16 protein-coding genes, 1 tRNA gene and 1 pseudogene are annotated in these 18,492 nt (G+C 68.0%); 9 read left to right on the plus strand and 9 right to left on the minus strand.

Annotation, left to right across the window (positions count from 1 at the left end; genetic code table 11):
- Window positions 1–18 precede the first annotated feature (18 nt).
- From JOD27_RS08510 to JOD27_RS08525, 5 genes are all read left to right on the plus strand, one after another.
- Complete coding sequence (locus tag JOD27_RS08510) at window positions 19–591, plus strand: hypothetical protein (protein WP_204761562.1); 573 nt, start codon at window positions 19–21, stop codon at window positions 589–591.
- A 129-nt stretch (window positions 592–720) separates the two neighbouring features.
- Window positions 721–3,483, plus strand: coding sequence for a type I DNA topoisomerase (topA, locus tag JOD27_RS08515; RefSeq protein WP_204761563.1), 2,763 nt, complete (start codon window positions 721–723; stop codon window positions 3,481–3,483).
- Window positions 3,484–3,498: 15 nt separating this feature from the next.
- Window positions 3,499–3,915 carry a hypothetical protein gene (locus JOD27_RS44655; RefSeq protein WP_239566655.1) on the plus strand — a complete coding sequence of 139 codons (417 nt, stop codon included), beginning with the start codon at window positions 3,499–3,501 and terminating at the stop codon, window positions 3,913–3,915.
- 98 nt (window positions 3,916–4,013) lie between these two features.
- Entirely contained in the window at window positions 4,014–6,017 is a 2,004-nt protein-coding gene (locus JOD27_RS08520) for a bifunctional MFS transporter/dTMP kinase (protein WP_307830013.1), read from the plus strand.
- Between the two features lie 23 nt (window positions 6,018–6,040).
- Entirely contained in the window at window positions 6,041–7,237 is a 1,197-nt protein-coding gene (locus JOD27_RS08525; protein ID WP_204761565.1) for a DNA polymerase III subunit delta', read from the plus strand.
- Here the strand turns inward: JOD27_RS08525 and JOD27_RS08530 are convergent, their stop codons facing one another.
- Genes JOD27_RS08530 through kduI form a run of 3 tightly spaced genes read right to left on the minus strand, consistent with a single transcriptional unit; the run spans window position 7,238 to window position 9,527 of the window.
- Window positions 7,238–7,981, minus strand: coding sequence for an IclR family transcriptional regulator (locus JOD27_RS08530; RefSeq protein ID WP_204761566.1), 744 nt, complete (start codon window positions 7,979–7,981; stop codon window positions 7,238–7,240). It abuts the gene before it with no gap.
- Window positions 7,978–8,703: an SDR family oxidoreductase gene (locus JOD27_RS08535; protein ID WP_204761567.1), complete on the minus strand. Its 726-nt coding sequence runs from the start codon at window positions 8,701–8,703 to the stop codon at window positions 7,978–7,980. Before JOD27_RS08535 ends, JOD27_RS08530 begins: the two co-directional genes overlap by 4 nt.
- Window positions 8,700–9,527, minus strand: a complete 828-nt coding sequence (kduI, locus tag JOD27_RS08540; protein WP_204761568.1) for a 5-dehydro-4-deoxy-D-glucuronate isomerase — start codon at window positions 9,525–9,527, stop codon at window positions 8,700–8,702. Before kduI ends, JOD27_RS08535 begins: the two co-directional genes overlap by 4 nt.
- Before the next feature lie 138 nt (window positions 9,528–9,665).
- On the opposite strand from kduI, the gene JOD27_RS08545 reads away from it, so the two are divergent.
- Window positions 9,666–11,255: an L-lactate permease gene (locus JOD27_RS08545; RefSeq protein WP_204761569.1), complete on the plus strand. Its 1,590-nt coding sequence runs from the start codon at window positions 9,666–9,668 to the stop codon at window positions 11,253–11,255.
- Window positions 11,252–12,427: a glycoside hydrolase family 88 protein gene (locus tag JOD27_RS08550; RefSeq protein WP_204761570.1), complete on the plus strand. Its 1,176-nt coding sequence runs from the start codon at window positions 11,252–11,254 to the stop codon at window positions 12,425–12,427. The genes JOD27_RS08545 and JOD27_RS08550 overlap by 4 nt, the downstream gene beginning before the upstream one ends.
- On the opposite strand, the gene JOD27_RS08555 is transcribed toward JOD27_RS08550, so the two are convergent.
- Window positions 12,381–13,748, minus strand: coding sequence for a hypothetical protein (locus JOD27_RS08555; protein WP_204761571.1), 1,368 nt, complete (start codon window positions 13,746–13,748; stop codon window positions 12,381–12,383). The two genes, JOD27_RS08550 and JOD27_RS08555, sit on opposite strands and share 47 nt — an antisense overlap.
- 108 nt (window positions 13,749–13,856) lie before the next feature.
- On the opposite strand from JOD27_RS08555, the gene JOD27_RS08560 reads away from it, so the two are divergent.
- Window positions 13,857–13,930, plus strand: a tRNA-Thr gene (locus JOD27_RS08560).
- Window positions 13,931–14,106: 176 nt separating this feature from the next.
- Here the strand turns inward: JOD27_RS08560 and JOD27_RS08565 are convergent.
- The 3 genes and pseudogenes from JOD27_RS08565 to JOD27_RS08570 all read right to left on the minus strand — a co-directional run bounded on the left by JOD27_RS08565 (window position 14,107) and on the right by JOD27_RS08570 (window position 15,786).
- Complete coding sequence (locus JOD27_RS08565) at window positions 14,107–15,003, minus strand: XRE family transcriptional regulator (RefSeq protein WP_307830073.1); 897 nt, start codon at window positions 15,001–15,003, stop codon at window positions 14,107–14,109.
- A gap of 75 nt (window positions 15,004–15,078) precedes the next feature.
- A pseudogene (locus tag JOD27_RS46495) lies at window positions 15,079–15,369 on the minus strand (helix-turn-helix transcriptional regulator); the annotation flags it as partial.
- A 3-nt stretch (window positions 15,370–15,372) separates the two neighbouring features.
- Complete coding sequence (locus tag JOD27_RS08570) at window positions 15,373–15,786, minus strand: NUDIX hydrolase (RefSeq protein WP_204761573.1); 414 nt, start codon at window positions 15,784–15,786, stop codon at window positions 15,373–15,375.
- A 162-nt stretch (window positions 15,787–15,948) separates the two neighbouring features.
- Between JOD27_RS08570 and JOD27_RS08575 the strand changes: the two genes are divergently transcribed.
- Window positions 15,949–16,170, plus strand: a complete 222-nt coding sequence (locus JOD27_RS08575; RefSeq protein ID WP_204761574.1) for a hypothetical protein — start codon at window positions 15,949–15,951, stop codon at window positions 16,168–16,170.
- Window positions 16,171–16,820: 650 nt separating this feature from the next.
- Here the strand turns inward: JOD27_RS08575 and JOD27_RS08580 are convergent.
- Both JOD27_RS08580 and JOD27_RS08585 read right to left on the minus strand, forming a co-directional pair.
- Window positions 16,821–17,690: a hypothetical protein gene (locus JOD27_RS08580; protein WP_204761575.1), complete on the minus strand. Its 870-nt coding sequence runs from the start codon at window positions 17,688–17,690 to the stop codon at window positions 16,821–16,823.
- 134 nt (window positions 17,691–17,824) lie between these two features.
- Window positions 17,825–18,490, minus strand: coding sequence for an HNH endonuclease family protein (locus JOD27_RS08585; RefSeq protein WP_204761576.1), 666 nt, complete (start codon window positions 18,488–18,490; stop codon window positions 17,825–17,827).
- Between the last annotated feature and the right edge of the window lie 2 nt (window positions 18,491–18,492).

Genomic DNA, 18,492 nt, shown 5'->3' on the forward strand with positions numbered 1-18,492 from the left:
TGTTCTACTCTGTGGGCCGTGGTTGGGCAGCTGTCCTTCTTCTCGGCCGAGGCGCGCACGCCGGCCAAGGCGGACCTCGCCGGCTTCCTCTGCGGGCCGGGCCAGGCCGTCAGCTTCGCGCGCGGCACGGCGGCTCGCGTCTACGTCGAGCTCAAGGACGAGTGGCGCCACCAACCCCTCAGGCAGGCGTGCGCCGAGCGCGGTGTCACGTCCGAGCTGTGCGTCAACGAGGAGGGCACGCGGTTCGTCCGCACTCCGTTCCGCACCGATCTCACCCCTCTGGCCGCCCGCTGGCTGGACGGATCCGTCAAGAAGGTGCCTGCCGACTTCGAGCTGAACGGAGCAGTGCTGCGCGTCTGGGCGCTGGCCGCAGGCAGCTGGATGGAGTCCGCGTACCTGCTCGGTTTGGACCCCAACGCACCCCAGACACACGAACCGTTGCAAAATGCCCTGCTCGCATCCGGACTTCCGTGCACCCTGGTAGGGGCTCCGGCGTTGCGGGTAACCGGCCGACGAAGGCTGGCACGGCTCGCTGAGCTGGTCGGAAGCCCCCCGCACGGGGTGGCGTGCAGCACCTGGCCGGCGGCCTGAGCGGGCGGTCCGGCAAGGTTGTGTCACTCTGTCTCGTCGTACAGGCGTCGCGGATGGTGTGCTTTTCGGCCGACGCTGGGCAACACTGGCGGGCCTGGGAACCGGGTTTGGAAGAGAGCGGGACGGCGAGTGGCTGGATCGACACGGACGAGAAAGAGCAGCGGAGGAGCGGGCAGCACCCGACGACTTGTGATCGTCGAGTCGCCCACGAAGGCGCGCAAGATCGCGTCCTACCTCGGCAGCAACTTCGTCGTGGAGTCCTCCAGGGGACACATCCGGGACCTGCCGCGCGGTGCCGCCGACGTTCCCGCGAAGTTCAAGGGCCAGGCGTGGGCCAGGCTCGGCGTGGACGTCGACCACGACTTCGAGCCGCTCTACGTGGTCTCCGCCGACAAGAAGTCGCTGGTCACCGAGCTCAAGGAAGCGTTGAAGGACGTCGACGAGCTCTACCTCGCGACAGACGGTGACCGCGAGGGCGAGGCCATCGCGTGGCACCTGCTGGAGACGCTCAAGCCCAAGGTCCCGGTCCGCAGGATGGTGTTCCACGAGATCACCGAGTCCGCGATCCAGGCCGCCGCCGCCAACCCCCGCGACCTCGACCAGGACCTGGTCGACGCCCAGGAGACCCGTCGCATCCTCGACCGCCTCTACGGCTACGAGGTCAGCCCGGTGCTGTGGAAGAAGGTCATGCCGAAGCTCTCGGCTGGCCGCGTGCAGTCCGTGGCGACCCGTCTGGTCGTTGAGCGCGAGCGCGAACGCATGAAGTTCGTGAGCGCGAGCTACTGGGACATCTCCGCGCAGATGGACGCCGGTGCGGACGCCGCGCCGCGGCAGTTCGGCGCGCGTCTCGTGGCCGTCGACGGCACCCGGCTCGCCACGGGTCGCGACTTCGGCTCGGACGGCAAGCTCACCGGCAAGGCCGACGTCGTCGTTCTGGACGAGCAGCAGGCCAGGGCCATCGCGGCCGGGCTGGAGAACGCGCCCGTCAAGGTCGCCTCGGTCGAGGAGAAGCCGTACAGCCGCAAGCCGTACGCGCCGTTCATGACCTCGACGCTGCAGCAGGAGGCGGGCCGCAAGCTGCGGTTCTCCGCCGACCGCACGATGCGCACGGCGCAGAAGCTGTACGAGAACGGCTACATCACCTACATGCGTACCGACAGCACGACGCTGTCGGAGACGGCGATCAACGCGGCTCGCACGCAGGCCACCGACCTCTACGGCGCGCAATACGTCTCGCCGCAGCCGCGCCAGTACAACCGCAAGGTCAAGAACGCGCAGGAGGCCCACGAGGCGATCAGGCCGGCGGGAGAGGTCTTCCGCACGCCCGGTCAGGTGGCCGCCGAGCTGGACGCGGACGAGTTCAAGCTCTACGAGATGATCTGGCAGCGCACGATCGCGTCCCAGATGGCCGACGCGCGGGGCAACACGACCAGCGTGCGCATCCAGGGCAGGGCCGCGACGGGCCAGGAGGTCACGTTCGCCGCGTCCGGCCGCACGATCACGTTCGCCGGCTTCCTCAAGGCCTACGTCGAGACCGTCGACGCCGAGGCCGGTGGCGAGTCGGACGACGCGGAGTCGCGCCTGCCGCAGCTGGTCAAGGACCAGGCGCTGACGATCGCGGAGCTGTCCGCGGACGGCCACACCACCTCGCCGCCCTCGCGCTACACCGAGCCGTCGCTGATCAAGACGATGGAGGAGCTCGGCATCGGCCGACCCTCCACCTACTCGTCGATCATCAGCACCATCCAGGACCGCGGCTACGTGTGGAAGAAGGGCGCCGCGCTGGTCCCGTCGTGGGTGGCATTCGCGGTCGTCGGCCTGCTGGAGGTCCACTTCGGCCGCCTCGTCGACTACGACTTCACCGCGGCGCTCGAAGACGAGCTGGACGGGATCGCCGCGGGTCGTCAGCAGCGCACGACGTGGCTGTCCGGCTTCTACTTCGGCGGCAGCGTCGGCCCCGACGGCTCGATCGGCCGTTCCGGTGGCCTGAAGAAGCTGGTCGGCACGGGTGTCGAGGACATCGACCCGCGCGAGGTCAACTCGATCCCGCTGTTCAGCGACGCCGAGGGCCGCACCGTCGTGGTGCGCGTCGGCCGGTTCGGGCCGTACCTGGAGCGCGAGGTCGACGGTGCCGCGCAGCGCGCGAACCTGCCGGACGACCTGCCGCCGGACGAGCTGACCGCGGAGATCGCCGAGAAGCTGTTCTCGACGCCGCAGGAGGGCCGTTCGCTCGGCACCGACCCGGTCTCGGGCAACGAGATCGTGGCCAAGGAGGGCCGGTTCGGCCCGTACGTGACCGAGGTGCTGCCCGAGGCCGCGGAGAACGGGTCGTCCAAGAAGGCGCCGAAGCCGCGTACCGGCTCGCTGTTCAAGTCGATGTCGCTGGACACCGTGACGCTGGAAGACGCGTTGAAGCTGCTCTCGCTGCCGCGGGTGGTCGGCAAGGACCCGGAGACGGGCGCCGAGATCACCGCGCAGAACGGCCGCTACGGCCCGTACCTGAAGAAGGGCACGGACTCGCGGTCGCTCGCCAGCGAGGACCAGATCTTCACGGTGACGCTGGACGAGGCCGTGAAGATCTACGCCGAGCCGAAGAAGCGCGGTCGTTCGGCTGCCGCGGCGCCGCCGTTGCGCGAGCTGGGCAACGACCCGGTGTCCGGCAAGCCGATGGTGATCAAGGACGGCCGGTTCGGGCCGTACGTCACCGACGGCGAGGCCAACGCGTCACTGCGCAAGACGGACAGCGTCGAGACGATCACCGACGAGCGCGCGGCAGAGCTGCTGGCCGAGAAGCGCGCCAAGGGCCCGGTCAAGAAGAAGGCGCCGGCCAAGAAGCCCGCCGCGAAGAAGCCCGCGGCGGCGAAGAAGGCTCCGGCCAAGTCGAAGAGCTGACGCAAGGAGGTGGCGGTGCCGAACTCTGACTTCGGTCCGGACGGGACGCAGGCCCCGCCGCCTCCTCGGCTGTTCCCGGATCCGCTCGCGGGGTTGGTGACCGCGGACACATGGGTCACTCCTCAGTGGACCTCCGGCTACTCCACGTCACGTGTGTCGGTGCCTACACCGCCGACGCCGACCGAGGAGATGCGGCAGGCCATCTGGTCCGCGATGGAGCAGGAACAGCGGCGGCCGCGCGGGCGTCGGCAGCGAGCGCCCCAGAACGTGCAGCCTCTGCAGGTGTTCGCCCCGACGCAAGTGCCTGCGGTGCAACAACAACAGCCCGCCAAGCAGTCGAACGGCGTGGCCGCGTTCATCGGCTGCCTGATCGTGCTCGGCTTCTTCGTGCTGGTGCTCGTCAACATCCTCGGAGCGATCTTCAGCGGCTGAGCCTGAGAGTCCGGCGTCGTGCGCTGCGCGCTCCGGTTACCCTGATCCCACGGGGTGGACCGATCAGGGAGACTGAGATTCAGGACGCGGACACAAAAGTGACCGAGGCAGGCCAGGCAGGGTCGGCCCAGTCGAGCGTGTCCACGGTCCACCGGCTGCGCTCGGTGTTGGCGATCAGGCCGTTCCGGAGGCTCTGGCTCGTCACCTATCTGTGCAGTGTTGGTGACTGGCTGTCGCTACTCGCGTTGACCGGTCTGGTCTCCGAGATGATGAACAGCTACCAGTGGCAGTCGTTCGCGCTGTCGCTGGTCGTGCTCACGCAGTTGCTGCCGGGCATCCTCTTCGCGCCCGTCGGCGGCGTGCTCGCCGACAGGTTCGACCGCCGCAAGGTGATGGTGGCCTGCGACGTTCTGCGCGGGTCGCTGTTCATCTCGATCGCGCTGGTCGGGTCGCCGATCTGGCTCTTCGTCGCGAACTTCCTCGTCGGCTGCTGCGCGATGCTGTGGATCCCGGCCAAGGAGTCGGCGGTCCCGAACCTGCTGCGCCGCCCCGACCAGGTGGAGTCGGCGAACCAGCTCGGCCTGGTGATGACCTACGGCATCTCCACGATCAGCGGTTTCGGCCTGTACTCGCTGATCGCGGGCATCCCCGGCTACCTGAACCTGCAGAGCGGGAACCTCGAGTTCCGCATCGCGACGATCGCCGTGATGATCAACGGCCTGCTGTACTTCACCTCGGCGATCCTGGTCGCGACCCGGTTGCCGGAGCTGTCCGGCCGCGTCTCCTCGACCCGCAAGAGGGAGGCCCACAAGCCGGGCTTCGTCGCGATGTTCCGCGACGGCCTGCGGTTCGCCGCCGCGACGCCGCTGGTCCGCGGTCTGGTGATCGGCATGATCGGCGCGTTCGCCGCCGCCGGTGTCGTGATCGCCACCGCGAAGCTCTACGCACAGTCGCTGCTGGGCGGCGCCTCGACGTTCGGCCTGCTCTTCGTGGCCGTGTTCGTCGGGTTGGCGATCGGCATGGCGACCGCGCCCCGGCTGGCCCAGCGCCTCGCCTACAACCGCCTGTTCGGCGTGACGATCGTGGGGGCCGGCATCACGCTGGTCGTGGTCGCGCTCGCCCCGCACCTGTGGATCGCGCTGCTGACCGTGGCCCTCGTTGGCGCGTGCGCGGGCGTGGCGTTCCTGACCGGCCTGACGATCGTCGGGTCGCAGGTCGAGGACGAGATGCGGGGCCGCACGGTCGCGTTGATCCAGTCGCTGCTCAAGATCGTGCTGTTCGGCGCGTCTGCCGGCGCGCCACTGCTGGTCGCCCTGCTGCAGAAGCGCCAGGTCAGCGTGTTCGGTCACCCGATGGAGGTCGACGCGACCCGCCCGGTGATGCTCGGCGGCGCGGCGATCGCGATCGTGCTGGGCCTCGTCGCGTACCGGCAGATGGACGACCGCCGCGAGGAGCCGGTGCTGTCGTCGCTGTTCGCCGCGATCCGCGGCCGCCGCAACACCAAGGGCATGCTGATCGCGGTCGAGGGCGACACCCGCGAGGACACGTCCGTGCAGGCCAGGCGTCTGGCCGCGGCCCTGCGCGCCGAGGGCCTCGACGTGCTGCTCGCCGCGGACCCCGAACACGACGAACGCCGACTGCGCGCCGTGCTGTCCTCCGCCGAGCTGGCCGGCGTGCGCGCACAGGCCCTGGTGGCCGCCGCCGTACGTGCCGATGTCGTCGAACGGCAGGTGCGCCCTGCTCTGGACGAGGGCTCCGTCGTGGTGATGGAGCGTTACGTCGACTCACCGCTCGCGCACTTCACGGCCACCAGCACGCTGGAGCACCAGGAGCTGGAAGGCCTGGTCGACTGGGCCACCGGCCGCCTGCGCCCGGACCTCACGATCCTGCTGGACCGGCCGGTCACCGATGGCAAGTCGATCGCCCTGGAACACCACTGGCGCGTCCAGCGGCTGCTGAGTGAGATGGCCGCCGCCGATCCGGACCGCTACGTCGTGGTCGAGGCCGACGGCGACGCGGACGTGGTGGCCGACCGGGTTCGGTCCGCTGTCGTGCCGCTGCTCGCCAACCGCAAGCGGGCGGTCCCCGAAGCCGCGGTCTGAGCGTTCGCTGGAAGACTGCAGCCATGAGCGTGTGGGACGAGGTGGTCGGGCAGCCTGACGCGGTGGCGACTTTGTCCGCGGCTGCCGAGGCCGCGGCCACGATCGTCGCGGGTGGCACTCCGGCTCCTGGCGTGATGACGCACGCCTGGCTGTTCACCGGTCCGCCCGGATCCGGCCGTTCGTCGACGGCGCGTGCCTTCGCCGGTGCCCTGCAGTGCGTGGTGACCGATGATCGTCCCGGCTGCGGTGAGTGCACCGGGTGCCGGACCGCGTTGCACGGCACCCACGCCGACGTGCGGGTCGTGACCCCCGAGGGGCTGTCGATCTCGGTCGCCGAGATGCGCGCCCTCGTGCAGATCTCCGCCCGCCGGCCCACCTCCGGGCGGTGGCAGGTCGTGATCATCGAGGACGCCGACCGGTTGACCGAGGGCGCGGCCAACGCTCTGCTGAAGGCTGTCGAGGAGCCACCGGAGCGGACGGTGTTCTTGCTGTGCGCGCCTTCCGACCACCCCGACGACGTGTCGGTGACCATCCGTTCGCGCTGCCGTCTGGTGTCGTTGGGCTCGCCGCGTCCGGCTGCCATCGCTTCGGCATTGGAGTCCGTGGACGGCATCGAGCGCGAGATGGCTCGGTGGGCGGCGTCCGTGTGCGGTGGGCACGTCGGCCGTGCGCGTCGGCTGGCGGTCGACGAGGAGGCTCGGGCGCGGCGCGAGGCCGTGCTGCGGATCCCGTTGGCGCTGCGCAAACCCGCCGACGTCTTCACCTGTGCCGACGAGCTGATCAAGGCCGCCGAGGAGGACGCCACCACGGCCAACGAGGCTCGCAACGAGGCCGAGCGGGCCGCGTTGGAGACCGCGATGGGCGCGGGCGGCACGGGCAAGGGAACCGCCGCCGCGACCCGCGGTGCCAAGGGAGCGTTGAAGGATCTGGAGAAGCGGCAGAAGTCGCGTGCCACCCGGACCCAGCGGGACTCGTTGGACATGGCCCTGGTGGACCTGGCCGGGTTCTACCGGGACGCGCTGGTGACGAAGACCGGATCCGAAGCCGCGTTGATGCACCCGGACCGCGCCGGTGACGTCAGGACGGCCGCTGCCCAGTGGTCGCAGGAGTCGATCCTGCGGCGGCTGGAGGCGGTGCTGGCCTGCCGGGAGGCGATCGAGGTCAACGTGAAGCCCCGCATCGCGATCGAGGCGATGGTGACGACGCTGCACCGGGGCTAGCTAGAGCCTGGCCCAGCCGAACGCCGCCGACACCTCGTCCGCCGCCTGCACCACCCGCGGCCCGAGCGCGATCAGCTCGGGCAGCGAGTGCTCCATCGCCAGTGAGGACGCTGAAAGCCCGCCGATCACCACACCCGTGTGGTCGCGGATCGCGGCGCCCACACACCTCACCCCGATCTCGTTCTCCTCGTCGTCCAGCGCGAACCGCGACCGCCGCACCCGCGACAGCTGCGACTTCAGCCGGGAGGACGAGGTGATCGTCCGTGGGGTGCGGCCCGGCAGCCCCACCCGAGTGACGTACGCGTCCAGCTCGGAAGCGGACATCGAGGCCAGCACCGCCTTGCCGATGGCGGTCCCGTGCGCGGGCAGGGACATGCCGAGCCGGGACGCCATGCGGTAGGGCTTGTTGGCCTCGATCTTGTCCACATAGACCAGTTCGTCGCCGAAGAGCACGGCCAGGTGCACCGTGCAGCCCGTGGATTCCTGCAGTGAGCGCAGGAACGGCCGGGCCCGCTCCACCGTGTCCAGCGGGCGGAGGACCTTGCCGGCGAGGGCCAGCACCCGCGGGCCGGTCAGGTAGCCGTCCGAGCCGAGGGTGGCGAAGCCCCTGTCCACCATGGTCTGCAGCAGGCGGTGGACCGTGGACTTCGGCAGGCCGGTCACCCGCGCGATGTCCGTGATGCGCGTGTGGTCGGCCAGGGCCTCCAGCACGGCGAGCGTTTTTTCGACGGCGGTATCGGTCATCTCGCCAGCCAGCCTCCATCGACCACGAGCACGTGTCCGGTCACATAATCGGACGCCGTGGACGAAAGGAACACCGCCGGGCCCACCAGATCTTCCGGAGTACCCCAGCGGCCGGCCGGGATGCGGCCTCTGATCGCGGGTTCGCGGTCGGGGTCGGCGCGCAGCGGTGCCGTGTTGTTGGTTTCGATGTAGCCCGGCGCGATGGCGTTGACCTGCACGTTCGACGCCGCCCACTCGTTGGCGAGCAGCTTCGTCATGCCGACGAGCGCGTGCTTGGAGGCGGTGTAGGCGGAGACGAGAATTCCGCCCTGAAAGGACAGCAGGGACGCGATGTTCACGACCTTGCCGCTTCCGCGCGCCACCATCTGACGGCCGCAGAGCTTCGAGATCTCGAACGCCGAGTCGAGGTTCACGGCCATCACCCGCTGCCAGTCCGCCAACGACACGTCGACGGCCGGACCACGGTGGATCGTGCCGGCGTTGTTGACCAGCACGTCGACCTCGTGGTCGCGCAGCACCGGCTTGAGCGCGGGCTCGATCGACGCCGGATCCGACAGGTCGACCGACACCGTGGCGACGGCGGGAGCAACGTCGGACAGGTCGCCGCGGCCCACGAGGATCAACTTGGCACCGGCCTCGTGCAGGCCGCGCGCGATGGCTCGGCCGATGCCGGTGCGTGCGCCGGTTACGAGAGCCGTTTTGCCTTCGAGAGAGAAGCTCACCGCAGCTCCGTCACGGCGACCTGGTCCATGTCGTCGTAGGCCTGGTTCTCGCCGCCCATGGCCCAGACGAACGCGTACGAGTGCGTTCCTGCTCCACTGTGGACGGACCACGACGGGGAGATCACGGCTTCTTCGTTGCGCACCACGATGTTGCGGGTGTTCTGGGGCTCACCGCAGAGGTGGATGACGCGGTGGTCCTCCGGCAGGTCGAAGTACAGGTAGCACTCGGTGCGGCGGTCGTGAGTGTGCGGCGGCATGGTGTTCCAGACGCTGCCCGGCGCCAGCGACGTCACGCCCAGCACGAGCTGTGACGAGCGGATGCCGTCCGCGTGCACGAACTTGCGGATCTCCCGGACGTTGGCCGTCTCCTGCGAGCCCATCTTCAGCACGTCCACCTCGTCGAAGCGTGCGACGGCGGTCGGGAACGAGGCGTGCGACGGGGTGGAGAAGAGGTAGAAGCGGGTGTCCTCGTCGGCGGCGTGGAACTCGACGTCGACGGTGCCCTGGCCGACGTAGAGGCAGTCGCGCGTACCGAGTTTGTGCTCGGTTCCGTCCACGGCCACCGTTCCGGAACCGCGGATCGCGAGAACGGCGAGCTCCCGGCGTTCGCAGAAATGCGCTGACCGGAGCGGGGGAGCGCTCTCCAGCTTGAGAGGACGGCCTGGTGACGGGCTCGCGCCGCCCAGCACGATGCGGTCGTCGTGCGTGTAGACCGTGCGGATCTCGCCCGGTACGAAGAGGTCGTCAACGAGGTAGTGCCGCCGCAGCCCGTCCGTGTCGAATGCCGGCAACTGCGCCGGATGGGTCGAGTGCCTGATTTGCATCTGGGGATGCCTTCCGATCGGGGCGGCGGAGTGACACGATGTGCGCCGACCAACATGGAACTACGTTCCGTGGACTGGAACAAGCCTCCCGTCTCCACGCCGCCGGAGACCTGTTCAGGCTTATGAAAGGCGGCCTTGGTGTACCAGCAGAACCCGAATCCGACAGGATCGTTGTTCCTGTCGGCTCTGCTCGCGTTGATACCGCTCGTTGCCGTGCTCGTGCTGCTCGGCGGTCTCAGGTGGAAGGCTCACTGGGCGGGGTTGACCGCCCTCGTGCTCGCGATCGGCGTCGCGATCCTCGGCTACTCGATGCCGCTCGGGCAGGCGCTCAACTCGGCGGCGTTCGGCGCGGCGACCAGCGTGCTCGTGGTCCTGTGGATCACGTTCAACGCCATCTGGATCTACAACCTCACCGTTCACAGTGGACACTTCGCCGTGCTGCGACGGTCGTTCAGCTCGATCTCCGACGACCAGCGGGTGCAGGCGATCGTCATCGCGTTCTCGTTCGGCGCGTTGCTCGAAGCTTTGGCCGGCGGCGGCGGTCCGGTCGCGATCTGCTCGGTCATGCTGATCGCGCTGGGCGTCGACCCGATGAAGGCGGTGGCGTTGGCGCTGATCGCCGACACCGCCCCGGTGGCGTTCGGCGGCATGGGCAACCCGATCACGGTCCTGAACACGGTCACCGGGCTGCCCGCCGACACGTTCGGCGCGATGACCGGTCGTCAGGTGCCGTTCCTCGCGATGCTCGTGCCGTTCGTGCTGATCTCCGTAGTGGACGGCAAGCGCGGCCTCAAGCAGGCGTGGCCGGCCGCTCTGGCGGCGGGCGGCTCGTTCGCGATCACGCAGTACCTGGTCTCGAACTTCTGGTCCTACAAACTGTGCGACATCATCGCGGCCGTCGTCTCGGTGCTCGCGGTGATCGCGCTGGCGCGGGTCTGGCAGCCGGAACGGTCGATCCCGCCGGTCATCGCGGGCGGTGCGACGACGGACTCGCGGCGCGACGTGATCGTGGCCTTCACCCCGTACGCGATCATCGTGGTGATCTTCTCGATCGCGCAGATCGTGCCGGTGAAGAAGTTCCTCGACTCGCTGACCTACAAGTTCGCGTGGCCGGGCATGCACCTCGTCGCGCCGAACGGCAAGCCGATCAAGGTCGAGTACGCGCTCAACTGGGCGTCCGCGACGGGTTCACTGCTGTTCCTCTCCGGCCTGATCACGTTGGTGGTGCTGGGAATCAGCGCACGGAGGGGCCTGGAGATCTACGGCCAGACGATCAGGCAGTTCAGCTGGGCGATCCTGGCGATCTTCGCGGTGTTCTCGCTGTCGTACGTCATGAACTACTCCGGCCAGATCACGACGCTGGGCCTGTGGCTCGCGGGGACCGGCGCGTTCTTCGCGTTCCTCTCGCCGGTTGTCGGCTGGTTCGGTGTGGCGATCACCGGGACGGACGCGGGCTCCAACGCGTTGTTCGGCGGTCTGCAGGTCACCGCGGCCCAGCAGCTCGGCACGTCGCCGTTCCTGTTCGGCGCCTCGAACAGCTCGGGTGGCGTGATGGCGAAGATGATCTCGCCGCAGAACCTCGCCATCGGTACCGCCGCGGCAGGTCTCGTGGGGCGTGAGGGCGACCTGTTCCGCAAGGTGTTCGGCTGGAGTCTGTTGCTGCTGCTGGCGATGTGCGTGATCGCGTACCTGCAGTCCACACCGGTGCTCGGATGGATGGTGCCATGACGTTCAGTCGCAGAACCCTTCTCGGCGCGGCCGTGGCCAGTCCCGTCCTGTCGGTCGAAGCGTCGTCCTCGTTGTTCCGCGAGTCGTTGGACTACGCGCTCGCGAAGTTGAGGCAGGTCGCACCGAACGTCACCTCGTTCCCAGAGGAGACGAAGTTCGAGAAGTGGACCTACGTCAACTCCGGCGGCTGGGTCGGCGGGTTCTGGCCGGGCATGCACTGGCTCGCGTTCCTCGACAGCGGCGACGAGCAGTTCAGGAGGTGGGCGGTGGAGTCGGCGCTGAGGCTCGCCCCGCGGCGCACCGACACGTCTACCCACGACCTCGGCTTCCTGTTCTACCCGTCGTGGGTCACCGCATACCGGCTCACCAGTGACGCCTCCTGGCGTGACGGCGCGGTGGAGGCCGCGTCGTCGTTGATCCAGCGGTACAACGACAAGGGACGCTTCATCAGGGCGTGGGGAGCGCTCGGTACGCCGAACAACGCGGGCCGCGCGATCATGGACACGATGATGAACCTCGACCTGCTGACGTTCGCGTCGGAGCAGACGGGGGAGTCGCGGTTCCTCGACGTCGCGGTGGCGCACGCTCTGACGACCCGCGCGAAGTTCATCCGCCCGGACGGATCGACGCCGCACGTCTTCGACTTCAACCCGGACACCGGCGAGGACATCGGGCCCAACACGAACCAGGGCTACAGCCCGACGTCGTGCTGGTCGCGCGGTCAGGCGTGGGGCATCTACGGCTTCACGACGATGTACCGGCGCACGCGGCGTCGTGAGTTCCTGGAGTCCGCGCGAAAACTCGCCGACTTCGCTTTGGACGCCCTCACCCCGGACCACATTCCGGTGTGGGACTACCGCTCACCGTTGGCGCCCAACGACGTCAAGGACTCGTCGGCGGGCGCCATCATGGCGTGCGGACTTCTGGATCTTGCTGCCGCGTCCGGCCGGTTTTCTTATCGCGCTGCGGCTTTGCGCATCCTGGACGCGTTGTGCCGCACGTGTCTGACGACCCGTTCCGAACGGCACGAGGCGATCCTGGCGCGCGGCACCCGCAACCGCAGGACAGAGACGGGCATCGAGGTCTCCCTGCCCTACGGCGACTACTACCTCATGGAGGCCTTGCTCAGGGTTCTGAAACCCCGGGAACTCGCCCGCGCGATCGGCCTCTGACCGGTAGCGCGGCGACCAGCACCACGCCGGCGAGCAGCAGTCCCGTGCCGAGCCAGAACAGCGGGATCGACTGGTACGCGGCGTTGGTGTAGGCGAGCGGCGGCGCCTTCTGCGGGGGAGGTGCCGCCCCGCCGCCCGGTTCCTGCGTCTGGGGCGGCTGCGCGGTCCCGCAGACCACGCCACCCTGCGGCGCCGCGGCCCGCACGATCTGCTCACCGAGCGAGATCTGCGCGAGCGCCGCCGGCAGGTTCGGCAGCTTCAGCTTGTCCGTCGGCAGCAGCTGCACGTCGAGCATCCGAGCCGTGGCACCGAGCTGGAACCCGCTGAACCCATTGCCCGTGAAGCTCGCCTTCTTCTCGTTGAGCCCGGCGATCTGCAGCTTGATGACGACCAGATCGAGCAGCAGCGGCACGTCCAGCACCGGATGCGCGGCATCGAGCGTGCCGAGCTCCTTGCCGTTCTGGCTGACCTTCAGCACCGGCGCCGTGTAGGTGATCTTCGACGTCTTCTCGTCGCCGGTCGCAGTGGCCGTGAGTGTGGGCGGGCTGACGACATCGATCTTGATCCCGCCCGCGATCTCCACGCTGACCGCGCGCATCGCCGACGTCGACTCGACGGCCTTGTTCTTGCTGCCGGGCAGGTCGACGAGCTTCACGGTGGAGTTCGCCTCGAACGTGTCCGGAATGCTGACGAGACTGGTTTTGGCCGGCACCGGCACCTCGGCCGGCAACGCGCTCAGCACCTCGAGCCCGGCCAGCGACGTCCTGGCCGTGGCCAGCGGAGTGACGCACGGCCCGAGCTTCTCGTCCCACCGCGCGTGCACGCTGCCGTTGAGTACCCGGAGCTTCCCGAGCGGCGTCTCGGGAATCGGCAGCCCACCGTTCGCCGGCTGCGGGTTGTCCGGAATCGCCGTCTGCACGAGCGTCCCCGGCGACTGCGGCGACCGCCCCGCCACCGCGAACCCGAACGGGTTGGCCTGCGTGACCACCCGCTCGGTGCTCAGGTACGCCTCGGTGTTGACCTGCGCACTCGCGAGCCCCAGCCCGAACTCCGTGACCGACTGCTTCGGCAGCTGGTCGCCCAGCCCAGGCAGGATCGTGTTCGTGGGCACCCCCTGAGGCCCAAGACGCACGACCGTCAAGCCGGTCCCGGCATCCCCGACCGCATGCGCAAGCGGTTGCGGCCCGTTCGGCGCCGACGCCGGCGGCTGGTTCGGATCACGCGGCCCCGGCACCGGCGTGGTGGGAGGCTGCGAGAGCGCGGGCGCCGCTACGAGCGCGAGCAACACCCCGGCCAGCGGCACGGACAACGATCGGCGCATGAACCACTCCTCGGCGCTGAGAAGGTGGTGACATCGGTCACGGTCCGTACAACGAAGCCGACCCCCGTGAGTGACGGGTCTGCGGACCCGCTATAGTTATCGCGTCTCGCCGCCTTAGCTCAGTCGGCCAGAGCGGCTCACTCGTAATGAGCAGGTCGTCGGTTCGATTCCGACAGGCGGCTCGGTGAGATAAGACCCAGGTCAGGTTTCCTGACCTGGGTCTTTCCTTTTGTTCAGGCCTGTGACGAGTTGTAGAGCTGCGTTGCTCTGGGCCTCGTGTGTCCCGAAGTGTGCCCATCGGTTCCGGTGGACCTGCGCGGGACGAGCTTGGCCGCCGCCTCCGGCGGCCCCTTGACCCTTAGGTAGGGGACAGGAGGAGGTTCAGTCGCTGGACTGCTGCTCGTCCTCCAGCGCTAATTTCTGCTAGACCGCCGTCATCGGCAGCGCGGATCGTTCGTTGGATCTGATGTGGCAGGCGGTGCACCTCTGCTGCGACAAGCGCGGTGCGCAAGGCATCCTCTGCGCCGTCTCGCTGTCGGGCGGCAAGCAGAACCTGTCCAGCCGTGACTCGTTCGATGATGTGCCATTGTGGTGCGATTGGTGCTGCGTCCGGGACATCCGTTCGCATGAGTTGAACGGCGTCGCCAGCTCGGTCGGTAGCGACCAGTCCGCGTAGCTTGATCTCTCGGAACGTGAACGGGTTGAACAGCATGCTTCGGCCGCCACCGTCGTCGAGCCGTTCGCGGTACCCGTTGATTGCTAGGTCGAACAGGTCCGGGTCACCGTGTTCGCCTGCGGCACGAGCGAGAAGTGCGAACGCGGCTCCCTGCCCCTCACGATCATCGGACACGGCGACGGCTCGACTCAGCCGAGCGATGGCTGCGCCGACGTGGTCAGCCTTACGCAGCTCGTTCCCGTGCATCCGCAGTGCGTGAGCGAGGAACGTCCGGTCGCCAAGGCGTTCGGCGATCACCAGCGCCTTGCCCGTCCAGCGGGCAGCGGCGGTCAGTCGTTCCTCGGGCAGCACCGTGCCGAGCGAGACTCCGAGCGCGGCACGACCCTGCCCGAGCAGGATCATCGTGTCTCGGTCGGCCCGTCCCTCGGCGGCTCGTGCCTCAAGTCGAGTGACCAGCGGCCACAGCTCGTTGACCGCATCGACGGCCCTGCCGGACTGGCGCGCGATCTCAGCAAGGCGGATGGTCGAGTCACCGAACTGGATCATCGCCGCGTAGTCGGCGTCGTCGTTGTCGGTCACGCCGAGCGCGTGCATCGGCAGCCCGAGCGTCCGCGCGATGTGCCGGCGTGTGGCGACATCGCTGATGTTCCGGCGACCGGTCTCGATCATCGACACGTAGGTCTTGTCGTAGCCGAGTAGCGCGGCGAGCCGTTCCTGACTGAGCTTGTTCAGCCTGCGGTACACCCGCAGGATCGTTGCCAGGTCACGACTTCTGAGGGCCGCGGTTGCCACTGGTGCCGACCACAACCACACGGCGGGCATGAGCCGACGAGCAGGAACGACCGGGGCGACGTGACGCGCACTGGCGTGACAGGTGGGACAGATCGGCTCGACGGCGAGCCGACTGAGTTCAGCTCCACACGCGTCACACCGTCCGCCCGTCATGGCTTACCTGACCGCGTCCGCGCGTAGCCGCTCGAACCACGTAGCGATCGAGCGCTTGTAGCCCACTGGCATGTTCAAGCCTGGCACTTCGTCCTCGGCGAACAGGCCGATTTCCTTGTGCTCGTGGGAAAGTACGGGCTCGCTGTCGCCGTCCGGGTGGCAGCCGTAGGTCACGATGAACACGTTCTTCTCGGCGACGTTGATGTAGTACATCCACGTGTCGAGGATCGGCCCGGTGGTCACCTTCCACTGCGTCTCTTCGGTGATCTCGCGCGCGACGCACTCTTCTGGGGTCTCACCAGGCTCGATTCGACCTCCCGGCAGCTCCCACTCCTCACGCTCGTTCTTCAGCAGCAACACCTTGCCGTCGCGGACCACCACGCCCTTGATCGAGACGGGGTAGGCAAGCTGGCTCATCGAGGTGTCCTCCGAGGTTCGTGGGCGGGCCGCTCAACGGCAACGCAGCACCGGAACCCACCATGCCGAGGCGACTCGGTGTTGACAACCTGTCACTGGACGTGGTGGATCAAACGGCGTTCTGCTGATCCCGTAGACGAGTCGTCTCGGGAGGTAGACGCCATGATCGAGCCGTATCGCGTCAACGCGGACTCCACCGACCTGGTCGAGCTGATCGCTGAGCAGGGACTCGCTGTAGTCGACGGTCTCGACGGCCCCGAGGGCCTGCTCAGGCTTGCGAAGTCGATCGCCGTTGTCGTGCCGCAAGGTGTGCTCATTGTGTGCCCGAACGCTCCGGAACGAGCTGATCGACAACGACACCGAACGTCAGCCGCACCGGCCTGACAAGGATCAATCAGACCGGTACGCCATCACCCGTCAGCCCTCAACACGAACACCGGGGAACTCGTAATGAGCAGGTCGTCGGTTCGATTCCGACAGGCGGCTCGGTGAGACAAGACCCAGGTCAGGAATCCTGACCTGGGTCTTTCTGTATCTCCACGTCCGCCCGCAGTCGCAGCGCGATCGAGCGGTGTCGCGCTCGGGCATGGTCAAGCCGGCCACGTCGTCACGCCCAGCACCGCCGGTTGACAGCCCGCCGTTGCGGGGCCTGGCCGAGCCGATCCACGGCGCGGTCCAGCCGTGACGAACATCTGGTGAGACAGCAGGCCGGGATCGCAACCGCGGACTAAGCTCGCCCGTGTCCGGTGGAAGACGCAGTTACCAGGGCGTTCCAGCGGGGCGCTTAACGTGAGCTGGGTCTCACTGGTTAACATCGCCGACCTTCGCGCGATGAACCACCATCGGGTCCGGCGAGTCTCGAGCGTCGTCCCGTGCCCAGGTGATCTGATGCGCACACCTCGGAAGTTAGAAGGAGGAACGCACACCATGTCGTACATGGGCGGCGAGAACGGCGACAAGTGAGTCGCTGACCTGGGCATTGTGCCCCGTCAAGGGGGCCTGCACGGTCACGTGTGCGGCTTGTGCAGGCCGTTCTACCTCTGCAGTTCGAGCAGCATGCCCGCCCGGCGGTTGGCCGGGAGGTTGTTGATGCACAGCTTGATCTCGACACGGCCCGCGTCGGTTCGCCTGATGATTTCGAAGTCGTCCCGGACGTGGTTGAGCGCGATCACGTCCCAGTGCACGTCGACTCCCGGTGGCAGGACGATCGTGTAGGTCGCGCGTTCGACCGGTTGCCGGAAGTAGAAGGTGAACGGATCGGGCTTCTTGTGGACCATCAGCGGCACGCATTTCTTCGGCCAGGTCCACTCCATTTTGAGGCGTATTTCGCTGTCGACTTCCGCTGGTGAGTGGAAGTGGGAAACCATGTCGAGCTTTCCGTCCGCGCTCCAATGCGAAGTCACCAGAAAGCTCGGGCCCATGCTTCCGTCGACCAGGAGGCTGCGGACTTTCGCGTTGACCTCCTTCTGGACCGACTTGGGCTGGTTCCAGCCCGCGCCGAAGCGCAGCCGGAAGAACCTGGCCTCGGCGTTGCGGATCACGGCGTTGACCGTGATGAACTCCTGCGTGTCGCCGTTGGCCTCGATCACCGCGACCTGCTCCCACACCTTGATGTCGAACTGGCTGGGCTGCAGTTCCATCAGCATGTACGAGTACTTGGACAACAGGGCGCGGTACTCGCGGGCCTCCGCGTCGAGCCTCGTGACGCGGGTCGTCAGGTAGGTCAGCAGCAGGAGCATCAGGGCGATCGCGCCGATCACGAACGCCGCGCGGATGGCGACAGAGCCGAACAGGGCCGACAACACGGCGCCGAACGCGACAAGGCCGAGCAGTCCCTTGACGGTTCCGACCGCTCCTTCCTCCTGGAGGAATTTCTCCAGCCACTGCGTGAACGACTTCAGCACTCCGGTCCACCCCTCTGGCCGGCCCGCACGCGCCGGACTAAGCAGGGTAACGCGGGGCCTGTCGGGTAGTCATCGAAGTTGGTACAAATGGGTGGAGGGCTCAATTGTCAATCAATTGGCATTGTTCCGCCGGTTTATGTCGCAGGAGGTGTGTCACAGGTGGCGAGCGCGTTCTCCAGTGCCGAACGTTCCGCCGGTGCCACGGTCAGCTTGTAGGCCGCCTTGACCGTCACGTAGATCCGCGAGTACGAGCACGCGTACGAAGCGTTGGGCGGCATCCACTCGTCAGGTGTCTTGTCGCCCTTCGACTGGTTGACCTTGCCGGACACGGCAACGAGGTTCCGCAGGTCGTTCGCCGCCGCCACCCGCTGCTCGGGCGCCCACGCCGCCGCCCCGCTGCGCCACATCTCGGCCAGTGGCACCACGTGGTCGATCTGGATCTTCGACACGCTGGTGACGCGTGAGCCGGTGTAGGGGTCGTCGAGCGTGCCCGACTGCACGCCGCAGCGGCCCGGTTTGCGCTGTACGTCCGTCAGGTCGCGGGCGAGGACCTGGCTGCGCTGGTCGCAGCCGTCGCCGTCGGTGTCGAACCACGGCTGGCCGAAGACGCACGCGCCGCTGTCGCAGTCGCGCGAGTAGCCGTCGAGGCGGCCGGGGGCGCTCACGGCCAGCGCTGCGAGAGAGGTGCGCGCCGTTGCGGCGTCGAGGGTTCCGGCGGGTACGCGGTCCACCTGTGGCGTGGAGGAGAGGGGTATGGCGGAACAGCCGGTCAGCAGGATGATCAGCAACAACCACCGCATGC

This window comes from Lentzea nigeriaca (assembly GCF_016907955.1).
Taxonomy (GTDB): Bacteria; Actinomycetota; Actinomycetes; order Mycobacteriales; family Pseudonocardiaceae; genus Lentzea; species Lentzea nigeriaca.